16 protein-coding genes are annotated in these 18,304 nt (G+C 63.0%); 8 read left to right on the top strand and 8 right to left on the bottom strand.

The window, feature by feature from the left end; translation table 11 throughout:
• Window positions 1–220: 220 nt before the first annotated feature.
• Together V5B39_RS01070 and V5B39_RS01065 are read left to right on the top strand one after the other, a co-directional pair.
• The gene (locus V5B39_RS01070) at window positions 221–661 is read left to right on the top strand and encodes a hypothetical protein (protein WP_332340725.1); all 441 of its coding nucleotides are present in this window, start codon (window positions 221–223) and stop codon (window positions 659–661) included.
• A complete protein-coding gene (locus V5B39_RS01065; RefSeq protein WP_332340723.1) occupies window positions 654–1,973 on the top strand; it encodes an ImmA/IrrE family metallo-endopeptidase in 1,320 nt (439 codons plus the stop codon). The genes V5B39_RS01070 and V5B39_RS01065 overlap by 8 nt, the downstream gene beginning before the upstream one ends.
• 319 nt (window positions 1,974–2,292) lie before the next feature.
• On the opposite strand, the gene V5B39_RS01060 is transcribed toward V5B39_RS01065, so the two are convergent.
• Both V5B39_RS01060 and V5B39_RS01055 read right to left on the bottom strand, forming a co-directional pair.
• Entirely contained in the window at window positions 2,293–2,469 is a 177-nt protein-coding gene (locus V5B39_RS01060) for a hypothetical protein (protein WP_332340721.1), read from the bottom strand.
• Window positions 2,470–2,623: 154 nt separating this feature from the next.
• A complete protein-coding gene (locus tag V5B39_RS01055; RefSeq protein ID WP_332340719.1) occupies window positions 2,624–2,815 on the bottom strand; it encodes a (2Fe-2S)-binding protein in 192 nt (63 codons plus the stop codon).
• 377 nt (window positions 2,816–3,192) lie between these two features.
• Here V5B39_RS01055 and V5B39_RS01050 point away from each other — a divergent pair, with 377 nt between their 5' ends.
• Window positions 3,193–3,687, top strand: coding sequence for a Dps family protein (locus V5B39_RS01050; protein ID WP_332340718.1), 495 nt, complete (start codon window positions 3,193–3,195; stop codon window positions 3,685–3,687).
• A gap of 296 nt (window positions 3,688–3,983) precedes the next feature.
• On the opposite strand, the gene V5B39_RS01045 is transcribed toward V5B39_RS01050, so the two are convergent.
• Together V5B39_RS01045 and V5B39_RS01040 are read right to left on the bottom strand one after the other, a co-directional pair.
• Window positions 3,984–7,067: an efflux RND transporter permease subunit gene (locus V5B39_RS01045; protein WP_332340716.1), complete on the bottom strand. Its 3,084-nt coding sequence runs from the start codon at window positions 7,065–7,067 to the stop codon at window positions 3,984–3,986.
• On the bottom strand, window positions 7,064–8,257 hold the full coding sequence (locus tag V5B39_RS01040) for an efflux RND transporter periplasmic adaptor subunit (RefSeq protein WP_332340714.1): 1,194 nt from the start codon (window positions 8,255–8,257) through the stop codon (window positions 7,064–7,066). The genes V5B39_RS01045 and V5B39_RS01040 overlap by 4 nt, the downstream gene beginning before the upstream one ends.
• A 200-nt stretch (window positions 8,258–8,457) precedes the next feature.
• On the opposite strand from V5B39_RS01040, the gene V5B39_RS01035 reads away from it, so the two are divergent.
• Window positions 8,458–11,010: an ABC transporter permease gene (locus V5B39_RS01035; RefSeq protein WP_332340712.1), complete on the top strand. Its 2,553-nt coding sequence runs from the start codon at window positions 8,458–8,460 to the stop codon at window positions 11,008–11,010.
• Window positions 11,011–11,030: 20 nt separating this feature from the next.
• Here V5B39_RS01035 and V5B39_RS01030 read toward each other — a convergent pair whose 3' ends face one another.
• The 4 genes from V5B39_RS01030 to gstA all read right to left on the bottom strand — a co-directional run bounded on the left by V5B39_RS01030 (window position 11,031) and on the right by gstA (window position 14,372).
• Window positions 11,031–11,552, bottom strand: coding sequence for a Crp/Fnr family transcriptional regulator (locus tag V5B39_RS01030; protein WP_332340710.1), 522 nt, complete (start codon window positions 11,550–11,552; stop codon window positions 11,031–11,033).
• Window positions 11,549–11,674 (bottom strand): hypothetical protein, encoded by a 126-nt coding sequence (locus V5B39_RS01025; protein WP_332340708.1) that lies wholly within the window; start codon window positions 11,672–11,674, stop codon window positions 11,549–11,551. Before V5B39_RS01025 ends, V5B39_RS01030 begins: the two co-directional genes overlap by 4 nt.
• 24 nt (window positions 11,675–11,698) lie before the next feature.
• Window positions 11,699–11,980, bottom strand: a complete 282-nt coding sequence (locus V5B39_RS01020) for a hypothetical protein (RefSeq protein ID WP_332340706.1) — start codon at window positions 11,978–11,980, stop codon at window positions 11,699–11,701.
• A 142-nt stretch (window positions 11,981–12,122) separates the two neighbouring features.
• Window positions 12,123–14,372 carry a glutathione transferase GstA gene (gene gstA / locus V5B39_RS01015; protein ID WP_332340704.1) on the bottom strand — a complete coding sequence of 750 codons (2,250 nt, stop codon included), beginning with the start codon at window positions 14,370–14,372 and terminating at the stop codon, window positions 12,123–12,125.
• A 282-nt stretch (window positions 14,373–14,654) separates the two neighbouring features.
• On the opposite strand from gstA, the gene V5B39_RS01010 reads away from it, so the two are divergent.
• The 4 genes from V5B39_RS01010 (at window position 14,655) to V5B39_RS00995 (ending at window position 18,138) form a co-directional block, all read left to right on the top strand.
• Window positions 14,655–15,782, top strand: coding sequence for a toxic anion resistance protein (locus tag V5B39_RS01010; RefSeq protein WP_332340702.1), 1,128 nt, complete (start codon window positions 14,655–14,657; stop codon window positions 15,780–15,782).
• Window positions 15,783–15,794: 12 nt separating this feature from the next.
• Window positions 15,795–16,502: a VWA domain-containing protein gene (locus V5B39_RS01005; protein WP_332340700.1), complete on the top strand. Its 708-nt coding sequence runs from the start codon at window positions 15,795–15,797 to the stop codon at window positions 16,500–16,502.
• An 81-nt stretch (window positions 16,503–16,583) separates the two neighbouring features.
• A complete protein-coding gene (locus tag V5B39_RS01000; RefSeq protein WP_332340698.1) occupies window positions 16,584–17,165 on the top strand; it encodes a TerD family protein in 582 nt (193 codons plus the stop codon).
• A 172-nt stretch (window positions 17,166–17,337) separates the two neighbouring features.
• Window positions 17,338–18,138, top strand: a complete 801-nt coding sequence (locus tag V5B39_RS00995) for a hypothetical protein (protein ID WP_332340696.1) — start codon at window positions 17,338–17,340, stop codon at window positions 18,136–18,138.
• Window positions 18,139–18,304: the final 166 nt, after the last annotated feature.

Raw genomic sequence — 18,304 nt, 5'->3', positions numbered from 1 at the left:
CAGGTGATGACAACGGGCGGGGGGGTCGGCCAGAGCAGTCGTTGGGGGTGGCGAGGATGGATGGCTGGAGTCGCACCGATTGCTGTCGCTGTCAGCTTGAATGGCTTGACCGTTAGCTTTCCCGGATGACGAACGCGAACTACCGAACTACCCTCACTTTGGCCAGTACCATTGAATTAGCTGGTAAACTCAAGAGCGGTAATGGTCTGCCCTAAACACGATGAAGCGTCGCTATGCCCAGTTCAATCCCAAGCGCAAACTACTCTCGCCCGCTGAGGCGGAAGTTCGCGTGGCCGAACTCCAGGCGTTGGCCAGTCGCGCTCGCTATGGCGGCAACCCAGAGCATAAGAAGAACCCCGGCGATTTTGGGCTCGTTCCACCCTCCGATCCAAGACAAGGGAAATCACTGTGCGATTTCGCCAAGATTTTTAAGCGTAACGAAGCTGAAGAGTTACTTCGCGCGGGACTGCGCAAGGGCCTTGTGAGCGACCGGATGGTCGGCGATTGGCCGAAGAACGTATGGGCAGTCACTGACGACGGTTTTGCCATGGAAGCGCAGCTTGAAAACCCCGATTCAGGGACCTATCACGGATACCCCATCCCTGAGACTGATCCGCTGTCGCTGGAAGTCATTCGTCGTTGGGGGTGCCTCAATGGCTGAGCTGCGCATCAACGCCAAGTGGATGGCATCAGCATCCGGGGAACCGGAAGTCATGGCTACAGCAGCCTGGGTCGACATGTATGTCGACAACATCAGCCTGACTCGGAACCAGGACATCTGGGCGGAGACCGTACGTGACAACGTCTTCGTCTCTGCCTACCCGCTGGCTATGTGGTTTGCGAGTTCGTGGTGGCGCCTCAACCATGAGCCCCTGCCAACGCAGCAGCCTGGCCATGACTGGCGTATGGTCCATGAACTCGGTGCAGCCAATCACGGTTTCGTATGGCCACGCGTCATCTTGATCCCGGATGGTGAGGCGATTCACGTGTGGGCCGGGACGTCGATGGCGCCGGACCAGTCGGTGCAATACCTGCAAGCGCTGGAGGTGCCGAGAACGATCACGTTGGCTGGCTTTCAGCAGAGCGTCGAGCGCTTCATATGCAGCGTGCTGGCCCGCTTGGATGCCAAGGGGTACGCGGGGTCGAACTTGGCGCACCTGTGGGCCCTCGTGCAGGAAAATTCAGCAGATCCCGAGGCTATCCGCCGGAGGAAGCTGGAGGCCGAACTGGGATTCGATCCCAAGGAGTGCCCGGAACGAGCGCTGAGCGCGGCATTGCTGTGGGAGAGCCAGGTCGGAGAGGCGGCACTGTCAGAGCTGGCACCGGCGATTGCAGCGTCGGGAGCCACCCCGGATTTGGCGCTGATTGGGCAGCTGGCTAGCGCCAGCGGAATTGTTGGCATCCCCGATATCTCGCCTGACAGCATCGATCACCTGGACCACGGGGCACCCTGGGAGCGCGCGATTCATGACGCTCGTGCGCTTCGTAACAAGATGGGCAATGTCAGCGGCCCAGTTCCCGACCGCACTCTGCATGACTTGCTTGGCATCAGCAGTGAAGCCGCAACCAATTGGTCGGCGCCGGTTGGACGGTCGCCAGTCGCGGTGGCGATACCGCTGAACGATCACCAATTGAAGTTCGTTCCTCGCAGGCGCAACCTTGCAGGGCGGCGCTTCGAGCTGGCGCGTTTCCTGGGCGAGTACCTCCGTCCCTCGACCCGCGAAGCGCGTTGGCTTGCATCAACCGACCTATCGACTTTCCGTCAGAAGTATCAGCGCGCTTTCGCCGCAGAGTTTCTTTGCCCCATCGATTCATTGACATCCTTTTTGGGCAGTGATTTCTCTTCATACGCCAGGGAAGAAGCCGCCGCCGAGTTCGACGTCAGCGAGCAGACGATCACAAGCCTGTTGCTCAACAATGGCTACATTCACCATCATTGGACTGATAGCATGCCGTATCGCATGGCAGCCTGATCTGCTTTTCGTGCTCTCAACCGCCGCTTAGGGTCGAGCGTTCGCGTTCCCCCAGGTAGTCAGCTGATGTTCATCCGACCCAAGCGGTCATGACTTTTCCAGGCACCCCCGATCATGAAAGTCATGAACGTTCCCCTCTCTCCCGGCCCCTCCCCCGCGAGGGGGGGAGGGGAGATTCGTGAGTCGCTGACGCGACTTTCACAGTAACCGCCAACGACAGCAATCCGGGCGATACCGGCTCTCTACCCTCGCCATCCTCAATGGCCGGTGAGGCCGAAGGTTGGATTTGTGCACGCACCACCCAAGCCCCAGCGCTCGGTTACTCGGCAAGACGGTCTCCCGCAGCCGCTGCAGTTTCGGCGCCACGACCGACAATCAGTGCCACACGCCAGCGGTCGCGTTCCGCCAGCCGCCGCATCAGCGCCCGGAAGGCGTAGCCGAGAAGCGCGAAGACGACCAGGAAACCAAGTTGCCTGCCTGCGTGGCCCCAGTCCATCAGGCAGGATCAGCGCCAGCCCCCCTGGATGACGATATCGTCGAGGGAGCGATGAAAACCCTTGGGCAGCCCAGGCTGCAGAATTGACCCCTGTCAGACCCGAGCAAAGGAAGCGTGGCTCCGGATCTCATTGCTCGGCCAAGCGATGTAACGCTCACCGTTTGCCGTGTCCCGGCCTGGTGCCGCCACGTGCATCCTGCAGGCACTCGTAGGCACACCTGGCACAGCGGCCACAATCCCGGATAATGCCAAGATTCAGGCAAAGGTCTTTCAGCGTGCGTGCACCGTCCTGTACTGCTTCACGGATGTGCTGCTCAGTCACTGCCCGGCATACGCAAACGTACATCCACGGCCTCCACCAGAAGAAAGGATGAGATCGACGATGATCCTCATTGTAAGAAAATGAGAATCATTGTCAATCATGAGGGTCGTGATCTTTTCCCTTTCTTGCCGGGCGCACGATCAGGGTCCGACAGCGAAGCTGCCGCGCAGGCTGTGACCAGCTCGCATCATAATGATAAACTATCAAATTTATGTTTATAATCAATTTGATTGATCGATAAATTCTGCATAGAATGTGTTCGTCAGGTGCCCGAGCAACCCGCCTCGGCTTCCTGAAAACCACAGGACGATGCGGCTCGCGGGCATCGAGAAGGAAGACCATCCGCACGGAAAGAGGTCGAACTTCTTCCCCCCAATGCCTTCAACCCAGGAGAAACGACGATGAACGCCAGGAAAACCCAAACCCCTTCGATCAATATCGGCATCAGCGCCAGCGAGCGCGAAAAGATTGCCCATGGCCTGTCCGCCCTGCTGGCCGACAGTTACACGCTCTACCTAATGACGCACAACTTCCACTGGAACGTTACCGGACCGATGTTCAACACCTTGCACCTGATGTTCATGGGCCAGTACACGGAACAGTGGAACGCGCTCGATGTCATCGCCGAGCGGATTCGCGCACTTGGGCATCCCGCTCCCGGCACCTACAAGGAGTTCAGCCGGATGAGCTCGATCAGCGAGGTGGAAGGGACGCCCAAGGCAACCGAGATGATCCGGTACCTGGTTGACGCCCAGGAAGCCACGGCACGCACCGCGCGCGATCTGTTCCCGGTGGTCAATGCCGCGAACGACCAGCCCACCGCCGACCTGCTCACCCAGCGTCTGGAAGTACACGAGAAGACCGCCTGGATGCTCCGCAGCCTGCTCGAAGAGTAAGCTGCCTGCATGGGAGATTGGCGTCAGCAACTCACGAATCTCTCTTCTTCCGCAAACGGGCGTCGGCTTTCCGCTTTCCCCGGAATCAGGAATTGACCTCAAGTGCCGGAAACGGGCTTTCAGTTGTCAAGCGCGGCAGTCATCTCGGGTGTGAATGAAAGTGTTGGGAGGTCCCGATATGCCCCTCCCCCTCGCGGGGGAGGGGTGATCACCGATGCCAACGCATCTTGATCGAACAAGGCACCTCGACCAACACTTTCATTCGCACCCAGTCATCTCGCGCGCAGCACCCGGTATCAGGCGGAGGCTTGCGCATGCACTTCCTCTCGCGAAAATCGATCGAGATAGAGGTAGATCACCGGCGTCAGGTAGAGCGTCAGAAACTGCGAGAGCAGCAGGCCGCCGACCACCGCCAGACCGAGCGGTCGCCGGACTTCGGCGCCGGCGCCGAGGCCGAGGGCGATCGGCAGGGTTCCGACCAGCGCCGCCATGGTGGTCATCATGATCGGCCGGAAGCGGATCAGGCAGGCCTCGAAGATCGCGTCGCGCGCGGCCATGCCCGCCTGCCGCTGCTGCGCCAGCGCAAAGTCGATCATCATGATCGCGTTCTTCTTGACGATGCCGATCAGCATGATGACGCCGACGAAGGCGTAGAGACTGAGATCGACGCCAAAGAACAGCAGCGTCAACAGCGCGCCGAGGCCCGCCGACGGCAGCCCCGAAAGAATCGTCAGGGGGTGAATGAAACTCTCGTAGAGAATGCCGAGCACCAGGTACACCACCAGAATCGCCACCAGCAGCAGCACGCCGAGGCCCTGCTGCGACGACTGGAAGGCCTGTGCGGTGCCTTGCAGGCTGGTGTTCAGCGAGACCGGGATGCGCAGTTGCTGTTCGAGCCCCTTGATCCGGTCCACCGCTTCACCCAGCGATACCCCCGGCAACAGGTTGAACGACAAAGTGACCGACGGCAACTGCCCCTGATGGTTCACCGTCAGCGCCTGCGTCTTGCGACTGAAGCGCGCCACGGTATCGAGCGGGATCAGTTTGCCGTTGCTGCTGCGCACGTAGAGGCGTGACAGCGCTTCCGGGTTGGCCTGGTATTCCGGCGCGACTTCGAGAATCACCTGGTACTGATTGGTCGCACCGTAGATCGTTGACACCTGTCGCGCGCTGAATGCGCTCTGCAGGGCATCTTCGACCTGTCCATAACTGAGGCCGAGCGTCGCCAGCTTGTCGCGGTCGATGTCCAGCGCCAGCACCGGGCTGAGGTGGTTGAGATTGTTGGTGACATCGACGAATCCGGGCAACTGGCGGAGACCTTCGGTCAGGGTGGCGGTCCATTGGTACAGCTCGCCGAGGTCGGTGTCCTGCAGGGTGTATTGATACTGCGCGGCGGTGAGCTGGCCGCCGATGCGGATGACCGGCGGATTCTGCATGTACGCCTTGATTCCCGGCACTTCCGCCAGTTTGGGGCGCAACCGCTGAATGATTTGATCGGGAGACGAGCGGCGTTCCGAGCGGGGTTTGAGGATCATGAAAATGGTGCCGGTATTGGCCGTCGGGCGGATGCCGCCGGCCCCCACGGCCGACATGAACGAGCGGATGTCGGGTTCCTGCGCGACGATTTCGGCGAGCGCGCGTTGATGTTTGACCATCGAGGCGAAGGACACGTCCTGCGCACCTTCGGTGAAGGCGACGATCTGACCCGAGTCCCCGCTCGGCAGGAAATCCCTGGGCACGACGGTGAACAGATGGCCGGTGAGCAGCAGGGTGGCGACGAAAACCGCCAGGACGCTGCGCGGGTGCGCCATCGCCAGCTTGAGCGTTCGCTCGTAGCCCGCGAGCAGGGCGGTGAAGAAGCGTTCGAAGATCAGGAACAGACGGCCATGCGCAGTGGGCGCGGCGTGCCGGAGGTAGCGGCTGCAGAGCATCGGGGTCAGGGTCAGCGATACGAAGCCGGAGACCAGGATGGCGACGCAGATGGTGACCGCGAATTCGTGCAGCAGGCGGCCGACGATGCCGCTCATGAAGAGCACCGGAATGAAAACGGCAATCAGCGAGACGGTCATCGAAAGGATCGTGAAACCGATCTCGCGGGCACCCTCGATCGCCGCCGCGAACGGTGTTTTGCCCTGCTCGACGTGGCGGACGATATTTTCCAGCATCACGATCGCATCATCGACGACGAAGCCGACACTCAGGGTCAGCGCCAGCAGCGAAAGATTGTCGAGACTGTAACCGAGGACCGCCATCGCTCCGAAGGTCCCGACCACCGAAATCGGCAGCGCCAGCGCCGGAATGAGCGTCGCCGAGAGGTTTCTCAGGAACAGCAGGATCACCAGAATCACCAGGAAGCCGGCCAGGATCAGCGTGAACTGGACGTCGTCGATCGCGTCGCGGATCGAAATGCTGCGGTCGAACAGCACCCTCATCTCGATCGCTGCCGGCAGCTTGGACTGGAACGACGGCAGGATGCGCTTGATGGCGTCGACCGTCTCGATGGTATTGGCGCCGGGCTGACGCTGGATTGCCAGGACGATGGCACGCCGGTCGACGTTCCAGCTGGCGATCCTGTTGTTCTCGACGCTGTCGATCGGGGTGGCGACTTCGTCGAGCCGCACCGGCGCGCCATTTCGCCAGGCAACGATCAGTGGGCGATAGGCCGCGGCGCTGGCAAGCTGTCCGCCATCCTTGATGGCAAAGGTCTGGCGGCTGCCATCGAGCTGGCCGATCGGCTGGTTGACGTTGTTCTGGACCAGCGCCTGTTGCAGTTCGTCGAGGCCGATTCCCCGGCTGGCGAGCTGGTCGGGGTTGGCCTGCACGCGTACGGCGAATTTCTGCGATCCGAAAATCAGCACCTGGGCGACGCCGGGGATCGTCGACAGACGCTGTGCGAGCTGGGTTTCCGCGTATTCGTTGACCAGCGACAGCGGCAGCGTCGGTGACAGCAGGGTGATGTAGAAAACCGGCGAGTCGGCCGGGTTGACCTTGCGGAACGACGGGGGCGCCGGCAGGTTCGGCGGCAACTTGCGCAAGGCGGCGGAGATCGCCGATTGCACATCCTGCGCGGCGGCGTCGATGTTGCGTTCGAGCGAGAACTGCAGGGTGATCGTGGTCGATCCCTGGGCGCTCGTCGAGGTCATCGAATCGAGGCCGGCGATCGTCGAGAATTGCCCTTCCAGGGGCGTGGCGACCGCCGCCGCCATGGTTTCCGGGGAGGCGCCGGGCAGGTTGGCGGTCACTGCAATGGTCGGGAAATCGACCGTCGGCAATTCGGCGACCGGCAGGGCACGATAGCCGATCAGGCCGAAAATGAGGAACGCCGCCATCAGCAGCGTGGTCATGACCGGGCGGCGAATGCAGAGTTCAGGCAGATTCATCGGGCGCTGCCACCCGGCTGGGCGGCCGGCACTGGTGTGGCGGCAGTCTGGGCGGTGGCGGGAACGGCCGGCGGCGCGGGTTTCACCTGCACCCGCGATCCGGGGGCCAGCCTGAGCTGGCCGTCGGTGACGACCGTTTCGTCGCTGGCAACGCCCTTGCCAATCGCCGAAAGGCCACGGTAGCTGGCCGACACTTCGATCTTCCTGGGTTCCACGGTGTTGTCCGGCCGCACGACAAACAGGAAGTTGCCGTCCGGCCCCTGCTGCACGGCTTCTGCGGGAACGACCACGGCGTTGCTCAGGGTGGCCAGAGAGAGACTGACCTGAAGAAATTGTCCGGGGGTCAGTGCTTGATCACGATTCTCCAGCAAGGCCTTCATCTGGATGGTGCCGGTGCCGGCATCGACGGTGTTGTCGATAAACCGCACCGTGCCTGTGAAACGCGCCTCCCGTTCGCCGGGAATCGTCACCCTGGCGGGCAGGTCGCCGCTGGCCATGGCCTCGCGCACGCGCGGCAGATGCTTTTCGGGGATCGAAAAAGTCACGTAGAGCGGCTGCACGCGATTGACCACGGCCAGCACCGTTTCATTCATCTTGACCGCCGAGCCGGGAAACACCAGGCGCGCACCGACCACGCCGGCAAATGGAGCGCGGATGTGGGTGTAGGCGAGTTGGCGCCTGGCCAGTTCAAGAGTGGCCTGGTCGGCCTTGACCGTCGCGGCGGCGGCGGCTTCGCCGGTGCGCAGTTCGTTGACCTTTTCCTCGGATACGAAGCCGCGTCCCTGCAGGGCCAGATAGCGCTGCACGTCGGCCCTGGCCTTGGCGAGCTGGGCTTCGCTCCTGGCCAGATTGGCCTGCGCCTGCAGCCGCCGCGCGTCGAAGTCGCCGGGGTCGATCCGGACCAGAACCTCGCCCTGTCGGACAGCCTGCCCTGCGCGGTAGTCCACCGCCAGGACCTGTCCGTCCAGCCGTGCCTTCAAGGCCACACTTTCGTACGCTTCAGCGCGTCCCACCACCTCCAGCAGAATGGGAATATCGCCGAGCGTCGCCCTGGCGACCGTGACCGGTACCGGCGGCGGCGTTTTGGCGGCCGTGCCGGCGTTGCTCTGACGAGTGTTCTGATACCAGTATCCTGCACCGGCAACGCTGGCCGCGAGCACGGCCAGCAACAGCATCTTGGATCTTGTCATTTGGCGTTACCATAACCGTCGGAAACAGGACTCGGAGCGTGAGCGACAGGGGAAGGGTTGTACTCCGAACATCCTGCCGTGGTCAAGTCAGCCAAGGGTCATGACCGTTTCCCTCTCCCCTGCCCCCCGCAAGTGGGGAGGGAAGATTCGTCAGTCGCTGGCGCGACTTTCACATTAAAGTATTCTCGAACAGGCCATTCATGCGCATCCTGCCGCTGTGCTCCTTCTCCTGGCGAATGCTCCGGCGCGACGCGCGCGGCGGGGAGTTGCGCCTGCTGGCGGCGGCGCTGGCGGTGGCCGTGGCCGCCCTGACGGCCGTGGGTTTCTTTGCCGACCGCGTGCGTCAGGCGCTCGACCGCGAGTCTCACCAACTGCTCGGCGCCGATCTGTTGCTGACCGCCGATCATCCGTGGCCACGGGCCCTGGTCGACGAGGCGCGCGCGCGTGGCCTGCAGGTCGTCGAGACGCGCACCTTCCCGAGCATGGTGACGCACGGCGAGAGTGACGGGCTGCGTGCGCAGCTCGCCGAGATCAAGGCGGTCGGCGCCGCTTATCCGCTGCGCGGCACCCTGCGCATTGCGCCGGCGCTGAATGTCCCGGATGCGCCGGCGCGCGGCGTGCCGCCTGCCGGAACGATCTGGATCGACGAGCGTCTGGCCTCGGCGCTGGGCGCGCGTGTCGGCGACCGGATCGTCGTCGGACAAAGTGCTTTGCGCCTCGATGCCATCCTGACGCTGGAGCCGGATCGCGGCATCAACTTCTTCAGCGTCGCGCCGCGCCTGTTGATGAACCTCGACGATCTGCCGGCCACCGCCCTGCTGCAGGTCGGCAGCCGCGTCGGCTACCGCCTGTTGCTAGCCGGAGACCTGTCACTGGTGAAGCGTTTCCAGCGCGACCTCAAGCCACGCCTGACGCGTGGGCAGCGCATCGAAGACCCACAGAACGGCCGCCCGGAGATCCGTACCGCGCTCGAACGGGCGCAGAAATTCCTCGGCCTGTCGGCGCTGCTGACGGTGGTGCTGGCGGCGGTGGCGGTGGCGCTGGCGGCGCGACGCTACGGGCAACGTCATCTCGACCCCTGCGCCGTGATGCGCTGTCTCGGCGCGACACAATCCTTGCTGTTGCGCCTGTACCTGGGCCAGTTTGCGGTGCTCGGCGTACTCGCGGCGAGCGTTGGCTGCGCGCTCGGCTACCTCGCCCATTTCGTCCTGCACGCCTGGCTCGCGCAGTTGCTGGCGACGCCACTGCCGCCGCCGGGCCTGCTGCCGGCCGTGCAGGGGGTGGCGGTCGGCCTGCTGCTGCTTTTCGGTTTTGCCGTGCCGCCTCTGCTGCAGCTCAAGAAGGTGTCGACGCTGCGTGTTCTGCGCCGCGAACTGGGCAATCCGCGCAGCGGTCTGCTCGGCGGCTATCTGCTCGGCTTCCTGGCGCTGGCCGGCCTGATGTTCTGGGTAGCCGGCGAAGCTGAGCTGGGTGCCTATGTGGTCGGCGGCTTCAGCGCCGCGCTGATCGTCTTTGCGCTGATTGCCCGCCTGGCCGTCCGGCTGGCCGCGGCGCTGCGTGGCGGCGGGCGATCCGCCGGTGCGGGCGGAATCGGCTGGCGTTACGGACTGGCGAGTCTGGAGCGGCGAGCGGGCACCAGCGTCGTCCAGATCGTCGCCCTGGCGCTCGGCCTGATGGCGCTGTTGCTGCTGACCGTGACGCGCAGCGAGTTGCTCGACGCCTGGCGGCAAAGCGTTCCCCCCGATGCACCGAACCGCTTTGTCGTCAATATCCAGCCCGACCAGGTCAGACCGGTCCGCGCGCGACTGCTGGCACAGGGTCTGGCGGCCGAACTGGCGCCGATGGTGCGCGGGCGATTGACGCACATCAACGGCGTCGAAGTCAGTGCCGCCAGTTACACGGACGATCGCGCGCAGCGCCTGGTCGACCGTGAGTTCAATCTGTCGATGCGCTCCGATCTGCCGGAAGGCAACCAACTCAGCGGCGGGCGCTGGTTTTCTCCCGCCGAAGTCGCCAGCCGGGGGGAGGGAGTGGCCGGGGCGGCCGCATCGGTGGAGGATGGGCTGGCGAAAACACTCGGACTGTCCGTCGGTGATCGCATCGATTTCATCGTTGCCGGCGAGAAGGTCGGCATGACGGTGGTTGGATTGCGCAAGGTCAACTGGGATACCATGCGCGTCAATTTCTTCGTCCTGACGCCGCCGCCGGTCCTGCAGGGCTACCCGGCAAGCTGGATCACCAGTTTATATCTTCCCCCGGAGAAGGCGGAATTCATCAATCGACTGATTCGCGAATTTCCCAACCTCACGGTCATCGACGTGGCCGCGATCCTGCGCCAGTTGCAATCGATCATGGATCAGGTGGCGCAGGCGGTGCAGTTCGTGTTTCTGTTCACGCTGGCAGCCGGGGTCATCGTTCTCTACGCGGCGCTGGCTTCGGCGGCCGAGGAGCGACGCTACGAGCTGGCGGTGATGCGCGCCCTCGGGGCGCGCCGGGAACAGATCAGGCGGGCCTTGCTGGCCGAGTTTGCGGCGATTGGCGGACTTTCCGGGCTGATTGCCGCGCTCGGAGCCATCGCTGTCGGCCAGTTTCTGGCGCGCCAGGTGTTTCGCTTCGAGGTGGCGATCGATCTGTGGCTGTTGCCGTCCGCGGTCTGCGCTGGCGCCTTGCTGGTCAGCGCAGCCGGCTGGTTTGCCGCCACCAGGTTGCTGCAGAGCGCACCGCTGGAAGCGCTGCGCAGCGGCAGCGCGTGACCTTTGTTGGCCTCCGGACCTCAACATCGATCACTTGCCGCCTCTTGCCGTACAGCGAAGTGACTCGGTGAGGGCCGCTGGCCATGGTCCAGCGGAGCAAGAACCCCGGCATGGCGCAACTGGCTGACCATGCGCGATACCGTTTCCAGGGTCAGCGCGGTGATGTCGGCCATATCCTGCCGTGACGGCAGGGTCACTTGCAATTCGGCGGCCGCTGCGCGGGTCGGTTGCTCCACGGCCGAATGTGCGAGCATCATGACCAGACGACGGACGCGCTCGGTAGCCTGACCACAGCGCAGAGTGATCACCTCGGCGGCGCGTCGCTCGGCTTTGGCCAGCGTGCGCAGTAGCGAATCACCGACAGGAGAGGCACGGTCTTCTGGCCAGGATTCGAGAACGCAGGCGGTGAGCGCCGTTGCCGTAAAGCTGTATTTTCCGAACAGCAGTGTTTCGGCTCCGATCACGTCACCTTTGATGGCGAGGTTGGCAAAGCTCTGTTCACCGTTGGGTTCCTCGCGGTCCAGACGAACTGAACCGCTCACGATGCGCCAGGCAGTACCCGCGCCATCGCGGGCATGGATACGCTGACCGCGGTCGAAACGGAGTCGCCAACGCTGCCCTTGATTCGGCCGCGCAGCGGCGCAGCGAGAAGATTTTTGTGCATCGAGCAAGATATCCGGCTCCTTCCTTAATCTGAATAGCGGCTGACGCCGGGCAGACCGTCGAAAAGGCTGGCTGAATCACGGGTGGCCGCCCGGTAAGGAACGACACTCGCCGCGTCGAGACGGCTGCCCTCGAAAGGCTGCCGTTCGCCGATTCTGGACGCCTTGACGACGACTTCGCTCATCACGGGTATCGCTGAACTTGCCGGTGCCGCCGAACTTTCCTGCGCAAAGGCGCCTTGCCACAGACCGGGCAAGGCCAGGGCCACTGCGACCGCGATCGCGATCGCTTTCCTGGCGAACTGCATGGCGAACTCTCCCCCCGTGTTTTGATAGCCGGGATTCTAGGAGATCAGGTTGCGCCGGAAAATGCGGCATATCGCCGCACCCACAGCGGTCGGCCAACAGAATAATCGTGACGAGCTTCCATCGCGACTGGCTTGCTGTTCATCAGTCTTCGGCCTCCAGGGCTTCGCGGACGTTTGGTCGGTGCCGGACGCGTTCCTGGAAAGTCAGCAGGGCTGGCCAGCGCGCGATGTCCATGCCGATTCGATTGCACCAGGTGAGGATGGTGAACAGGTAGGCGTCGGCGACGGTGAATTGGTTGCCCAGGAGGTAATTCCTGCCTACAAGGCAGGCGTCGACGTAGCCCAGGCGGGTGGCGATGTTTTCCTGGAGGCGGAGCCTGTAATCCTCCGGGGTATCCGGCTTGAACAGTAGCGTGCAGGTCTTGTGCAGCTCGGCACTGATGAAGGCCAGCCATTCCTGCAACTGGTAACGTTCGAGCGTGTAGGGACGTGGCGCCAGCCCGCTCTCCGGAATGCGGTCGGCAATGTACTGAACGATGGCCGGAACTTCGGTGAGACGGACGCCATCGCCGATTTCGAGCACCGGCACGTAGCCCTTGGGGTTGATGGCGTTGAAGTCACTGCCGTCGACCAACTGGTGCTGGCGAATATCGACGCGCACCAGTTCGAAGTCGAGGCCGCATTCACGCAGAGCGATGTGCGCGGCCAGCGAGCAGGTGCCGGGAGCGTAGTACAGCTTGACGTCCAGGCTGCCGGGGAGCGACTGTGGCGTCGCCGGGGGTTTCTGGTCTTCTTCAGGCGACCAAGGGATGCGGGTGACTTCGACGGTGAGGAAGCCGCTGTTGTTGCCATACGAAAACGGGGAGTCGTTGGCGAAGAAGTACAGGAAACCCGCTTCGCCGATCTCGATTTCGCAACCATTCGGGGTGGCCATCAGGTTGCTCTCGTCGTCGATGCGCGCGACGCCATTGATGGCGCTTTCGACCAGTCCGGTGAGCATGTTCTCCGAGTCAGGGTTGTTGGCTTCCAGATCGGGTCGCGGATGGATGGCCGCCACCAGCGAGAACCATGGGCGTTCTTCCAGGCGGCGGCTGCCCTTCGCAAGATCCATGAACCAGGTGGTGGATTCGTAGCCGTCGGCACCTGCGGGCGTGCCTTTGTCGATCCACGCACCGCTGGCTTCAATGCGGTATTTCTCGCCGACATCGACTTCGACCCCCGAGGCGTTCCACCATTTATGCGCATAGGCCGGAAAGCGTGTCGAGCCGTCGAGCGGCAGTTTGCGGAAGGGCAGTAGTTCGCGTTCCGGCTGCAACGGTTCCTCGGGAGGCGCCTCGTCCGTCCGGTAGAACATGGTGCTGGCAGAAACGTCCTCAAGGGCTTTGGGGCGATAGTCGGCGCGCTCCTGCAAGCGCAACAGCACGCTGGAGTGCAGTTCGGCATCGTCAGGAATCTTGCGCTCGTCATGTGGGCGTGACCGCCAGACCAGGTTGTGCGTCTCGTCGTGCCGGTCCTCCAGGGCGTTCGGCGCCAGCGGCTCGCTGAGTCGTGCAGGCAACAGCCGCAGGCCGGCGTCGAGGTCGTTGACCTCGTTGATCATCCATTCGAGCGCGATGTCCGAAAGGCCGCGGTGTTCATAGCCGCCACCGATGTCCGCATGCACACCGGCGAACCAGACTTGCTTGATTCCCTCGCGCTCGTTCCACAACGTTGGCGGGAAGTCAGCTCGTTCTTCGTCCACCGCCAGGGCCTGGCGACCGTACTCGACATGCCTGCTCAGTTCGCGGTCGGCGAACTTCATGAAACGCAGTTCGTCGCGGTCGACCATGCGCAGGCCGTTGAACTGTGGTACGCCGAATTCGCCAACGGTGTCCCAGACACCGATCATCCGGATCGGCATCTTGTCGTGGTGTTTCCAGAAACGCCCACCGCGTTTCATGCCACGACCTTCCTTGTAGGCTAGCCAGATGTTTTCGGCCATGTCGGCGGCGTTGTCGTCGAAGGCATCGGCGGCCCAGATCAGGCCGGTGCGGGCGATGAAGGCGCCCAGGCTGCGGGCTGCCCAGGCGCCGCGCGAGAAACCAAACAGCCAGATCTTGTCGCCGCTCTGGTACACCTGCGAGACCAGGACATAGGCATCGATCATGCAATCGTGCAGACCGATTCCCTGCGTGCCGCTCAGGAGGCCCTGCGTGCGTCCGCCATTGCCGACACTTTTCAGATAAAAGGCGGCGAGTTCCTCCGTGCGCTTGCTGAGATGGGAACGGATCGGTCCTTGTTCCTCGACAAACTGTTCCTTGCCGGGCAGCGTCTCGAACAGGCGATACACATTGGTTTGTTCGATAGGGTCGTTCCAGGTGCCATCCATGCAAACAACTATCTGTTTGGTCATTGTTTCTCCTCGTTGTCGCTGCGTTGGTGAGCTCGTCACACGCCAGGGTCGCCGTTCCTGCGCGCTGTACTTTTTTGGGGATCCAATAGCTTAGCCTGCTTGTGGGTCGCCGGGGAAGACCATGATGCGGCGCCGATGCCTGATCCTGTCGCTGAGCGTGTCTCCCACTTCCCTCTTTCCCCTGCACGGCCTGCACCTTATACTGCAGCACAGCAGATGTGCGAAGTTGTCGCAGATCACCGCCGTACGCTACCGATCAACCCCTCTTTTCCGGGAGTTGCCATGAAACCACTGTTTGCCGATGCTGCCCCCGCCAACAAGCCCTCCCCCCTTGCCAGTCCGACGGCCGAATTTCTGCCGGCTACGGAACCTTTGCCGGTCAATCCTCCGGTGCCAGTACCAGCGCGCGCGGTGATGCCGCTGGCGACAAACCTGAGCGCGCCCTCAGCCAGGGTGACCGTCAGCGAATCCGACCTGACGGCTCTCGGCGACAAATCCACCCGGCGAGTGGCGGCGATTTCCGAGCAACTGCTCGGCATGGTGCGCGGGACCGGCGCCGACCAGTTCGGCATCTCTCTGAGCCAGCTCGTCGCGACGGCTCAGCAACTCGATCCCAAGCTTCTCTTCGACAAGTCGCTGCTCGGCAAGCTCAAGGGGTTCTTCATTTCGGCCAAGGAACAGGTCAGGTCGCAGTTCCAGTCGGTATCCGGCCAGCTTGACGCACTCGTCGGCGAACTCGAACGCTCGGCACGCACCTACGAGCAGCGGATTCGCGAGCTGGACGAAATGTATGTTGCCAACGGCGAAGAGTACAAGGCGCTCGGCGAGTCCGTCATCCAGGGCCAGGAGCTGCTGGCCGCGCTGCACGAGGAACTGACGGGCACGCCCGAGACGAGCGACCCGATGCAGGCGCAGGCCATCGCCGATCGCCGTCAGCTTGCCGTGCGGCTCGAAAAGCGGATCGACGATCTCAAGCGCGCGCAGATGATCGCCATGCAGACTGCTCCGGAGATCAGGCTGTTGCAGAACAATTCGCGGATGCTGATCGCGAAGTTCCAGGATATCGTCGCGGTGACGATTCCCGCCTGGAAGAAGCAGTTCTCGCTGCACATTCTGCTGCAGGAGCAGGCGAAGTCGGCCGAACTGGTGACAGCGGTCGACGACGCGACCAACGCGGCCTTGCGCCGCAACGCCGACCTGCTGCGCCAGAATACCACCGAGATCGCGCGCGCCAATCAGCGGGCACTGGTCGAGATGGAGACCCTCGAACATGTGCAGAAGCAGTTGCTCGGCGCTTTCGAGGATGTGCAGAAGATCAACGAGGAGGCCGCGACGGCAAGGGCACAGACCGATGCCAAGCTCGGGGCCTTGCGCGAAGAACTGATTACCCGCTTCCAGAAAACCCGCTAGAAAGGATTCGTCATGTCGCTGATCGACCTCAAGAAAAAGACCCGGATCGTCCTTGAGAAGCGTGCGCTGCCACAGCCGCCACGCTGCCGGGTGGGGCTTTGCATCGATATTTCCGGTTCGATGCACAACGAATACCAAGACGGTCTCGTCCAGGAGACGGTTGACCGCCTGCTCGCCATCGCCGGCACCTTCGACGACAACGGCGAAATGGAGGTGTGGACCTTCAACCAGAAATACTCGACGCCGCCGGTTGCGAAAGCCGCCGATTTCGGCAACTACGTCAAGAAAGCGATCCTCGACAACCCGAACGTGAACAAATGGGGAGGGACCAACTACGCGCCGGTAATGAATGCGGTTCTCGACACTTACTTTCGCGGCGAACGCGTCGTCACATCGAGCGGCTTTCTTGGCATGTTCAAGAAAACCGAGCAGCGTCCAGCCAGAGATACGCATATCCCGGCGCTATGTTTGTTCATCACCGATGGCGACAACAGCGATGAGGCCGAGGCCGAGAGGATTCTGCGCGAGGCACGTCAGTACCCGGTTTACTGGCAACTGGTCGGCATCGGCACCGATACCGATTTCCATTTCATCAAGAAAATGGCCGACGATCTGCCCAATGCCGGCTTTTGCCACTTCCCGAATCTCAAGATCAGCGACGAGGCGATCTACGAAGCGCTGCTGACCATCGAACTGTGCGACTGGCTGCGCAAGCTCTGATCCGCAGGCCGCGGCGAACGCTGGGCATGGCATGCAGCAGCGATTCGCCTATCCGTTTCATTCCGAGTAAAGGAGTTCTACATGGCCATCAATCTGAAGAAGGGGCAGGGGATCAATCTGACCAAAACCGCGCCGAGGCTGCGCATCATCCGGGTCGGAATCGGCTGGGACATCACGCGGGTTCTCGGGCAGTGTGACCTCGATGTCTGCGCCTTTGTTCTCAAGACGGTCGGTGACGCACCGGTTTGCCTGTCCGATGAGCACTTCATTTTCTTCAACAATCTGCAAAGCCCCGAGGGATTCGTCACGCATACCGGCGACAACCGTACCGGTGCCGGTGAAGGTGATGACGAGACGCTGAAGATCGACCTTGCCGTCGCTCCTGCCGACGCGGTGGAGGTCTCTTTCATCGTCACGATGCACGAGGCGCTTGCCCGCCGGCAGCACTTCGGGATGATCCAGAACGCCTACCTGAAGGTCTACAACGACGAGACTGGCGAGGTTCTCGCCGAATACGATCTCGACGAGGAGTTCGCCGGACAGACCGCCGTCCAGATCGGCTCGTTGTTCAGGGCCGACAATGAGTGGCAGTTCCAAGCGGTCGGCGCAGGCTATCAGCGTGACCTGCTCGACTTCGTTCGGGGTTATGGCCTCGAAGCCTGAGTCACCGGTTCGGCCGCTGTTCCAGGATGCCGCTGCGGCATCCGTAGCGCCTGTTTGTCCACCGCTGGCGTCGGAGCCGGCCGAAGCGGCGCCTCGACCGGCCAAGCCAGAGGGGTCGCCGCCCGCGCGCCAGGTGCGACCGCTCGAGCTGCCACCGGCTCAGCCGCAGGCCATGGCGCGTATTGCCCCGTTGAGACTGCCCGAGCGCGCAGCCTTCTCCTCCCCGCTCCCCGTGTCCACGCCAGCACCGGTGCGGGCGATGCTGCTGCCGGAACGAGCACCGCCTGCGGCCGCCGTGCCGGCGTATGCGCCCGCATCGCTGCTCTTCGACGAGGGTCGAGGCTCCGACCTGGAACGGCTGAAACGCCAGGCCATTGAAGCCCTGCCGGCGATATCCGCCAGGCAGCTCGATGCGCTCGACCAGGCGATTCGGGAGTTGTTGCCGGTCGAGGTTGCGAACCTCGCCGCCTGGGGGAATCCCCTGCTGCGACGCGTCGAAGCGATGACCATTGAACTGCAACGACTAACCGCCGTGGTCGTGAGCTGGAACGCCGGCGAGCTGATCGAGCGGTGCAACCGGGCGATGGGCGCTGCCGGTCTATGGAAAATCTTCCAACGCAACTCGCCGGGATCGTTGAAACCCGCGCTCGAGCTGATTCTCGCGCAGGCGGCGCCGACGCTCGACGCTCTCGACGTCCTGGCCGGCCGCTTTGTGCCCTGCCGCGATGACCTGGTTGCCTCGCTGCTGCTGTTCAAGATCGCGCCGCAGGTGCTCGCGCTACGCGACATCGAAGCCGAAGCGCTGTCGCGTCGCGGCCACTTGCTGACGCTCTCGGCCCAGCACTTCGATCTCCTCGAACCTCAGCTCGAGCAGCTCAGGCGTCAGGTGATCAACTGGCAAAGCGAGGTCGAGCAGCTTGTCCGGGTCACCATCCCGGTCTGGGAACTCGCCCACGGCAAGGCCGGCGGCTGACATGACCGATGCCGGAGGCCCGGTTGGTTTCCAAACGGGGCGAATAGAGGCCCCTCTCCCCAACCCTTCCCCTGTGAGTGTGAGGGGTATATTGGTCCCTCCCCACACTTTCATTCACACCCTTGCCGAACGCTGTGCTTGACTCGCCCGGCCATCACCAGCGAGC

It is taken from the genome of Accumulibacter sp., assembly GCF_036625275.1.
Classification (GTDB): domain Bacteria; phylum Pseudomonadota; class Gammaproteobacteria; order Burkholderiales; family Rhodocyclaceae; genus Accumulibacter.
Note: the sequence above shows the minus strand (reverse complement) of the source record. Positions and strands in the feature narration are given on the sequence as shown.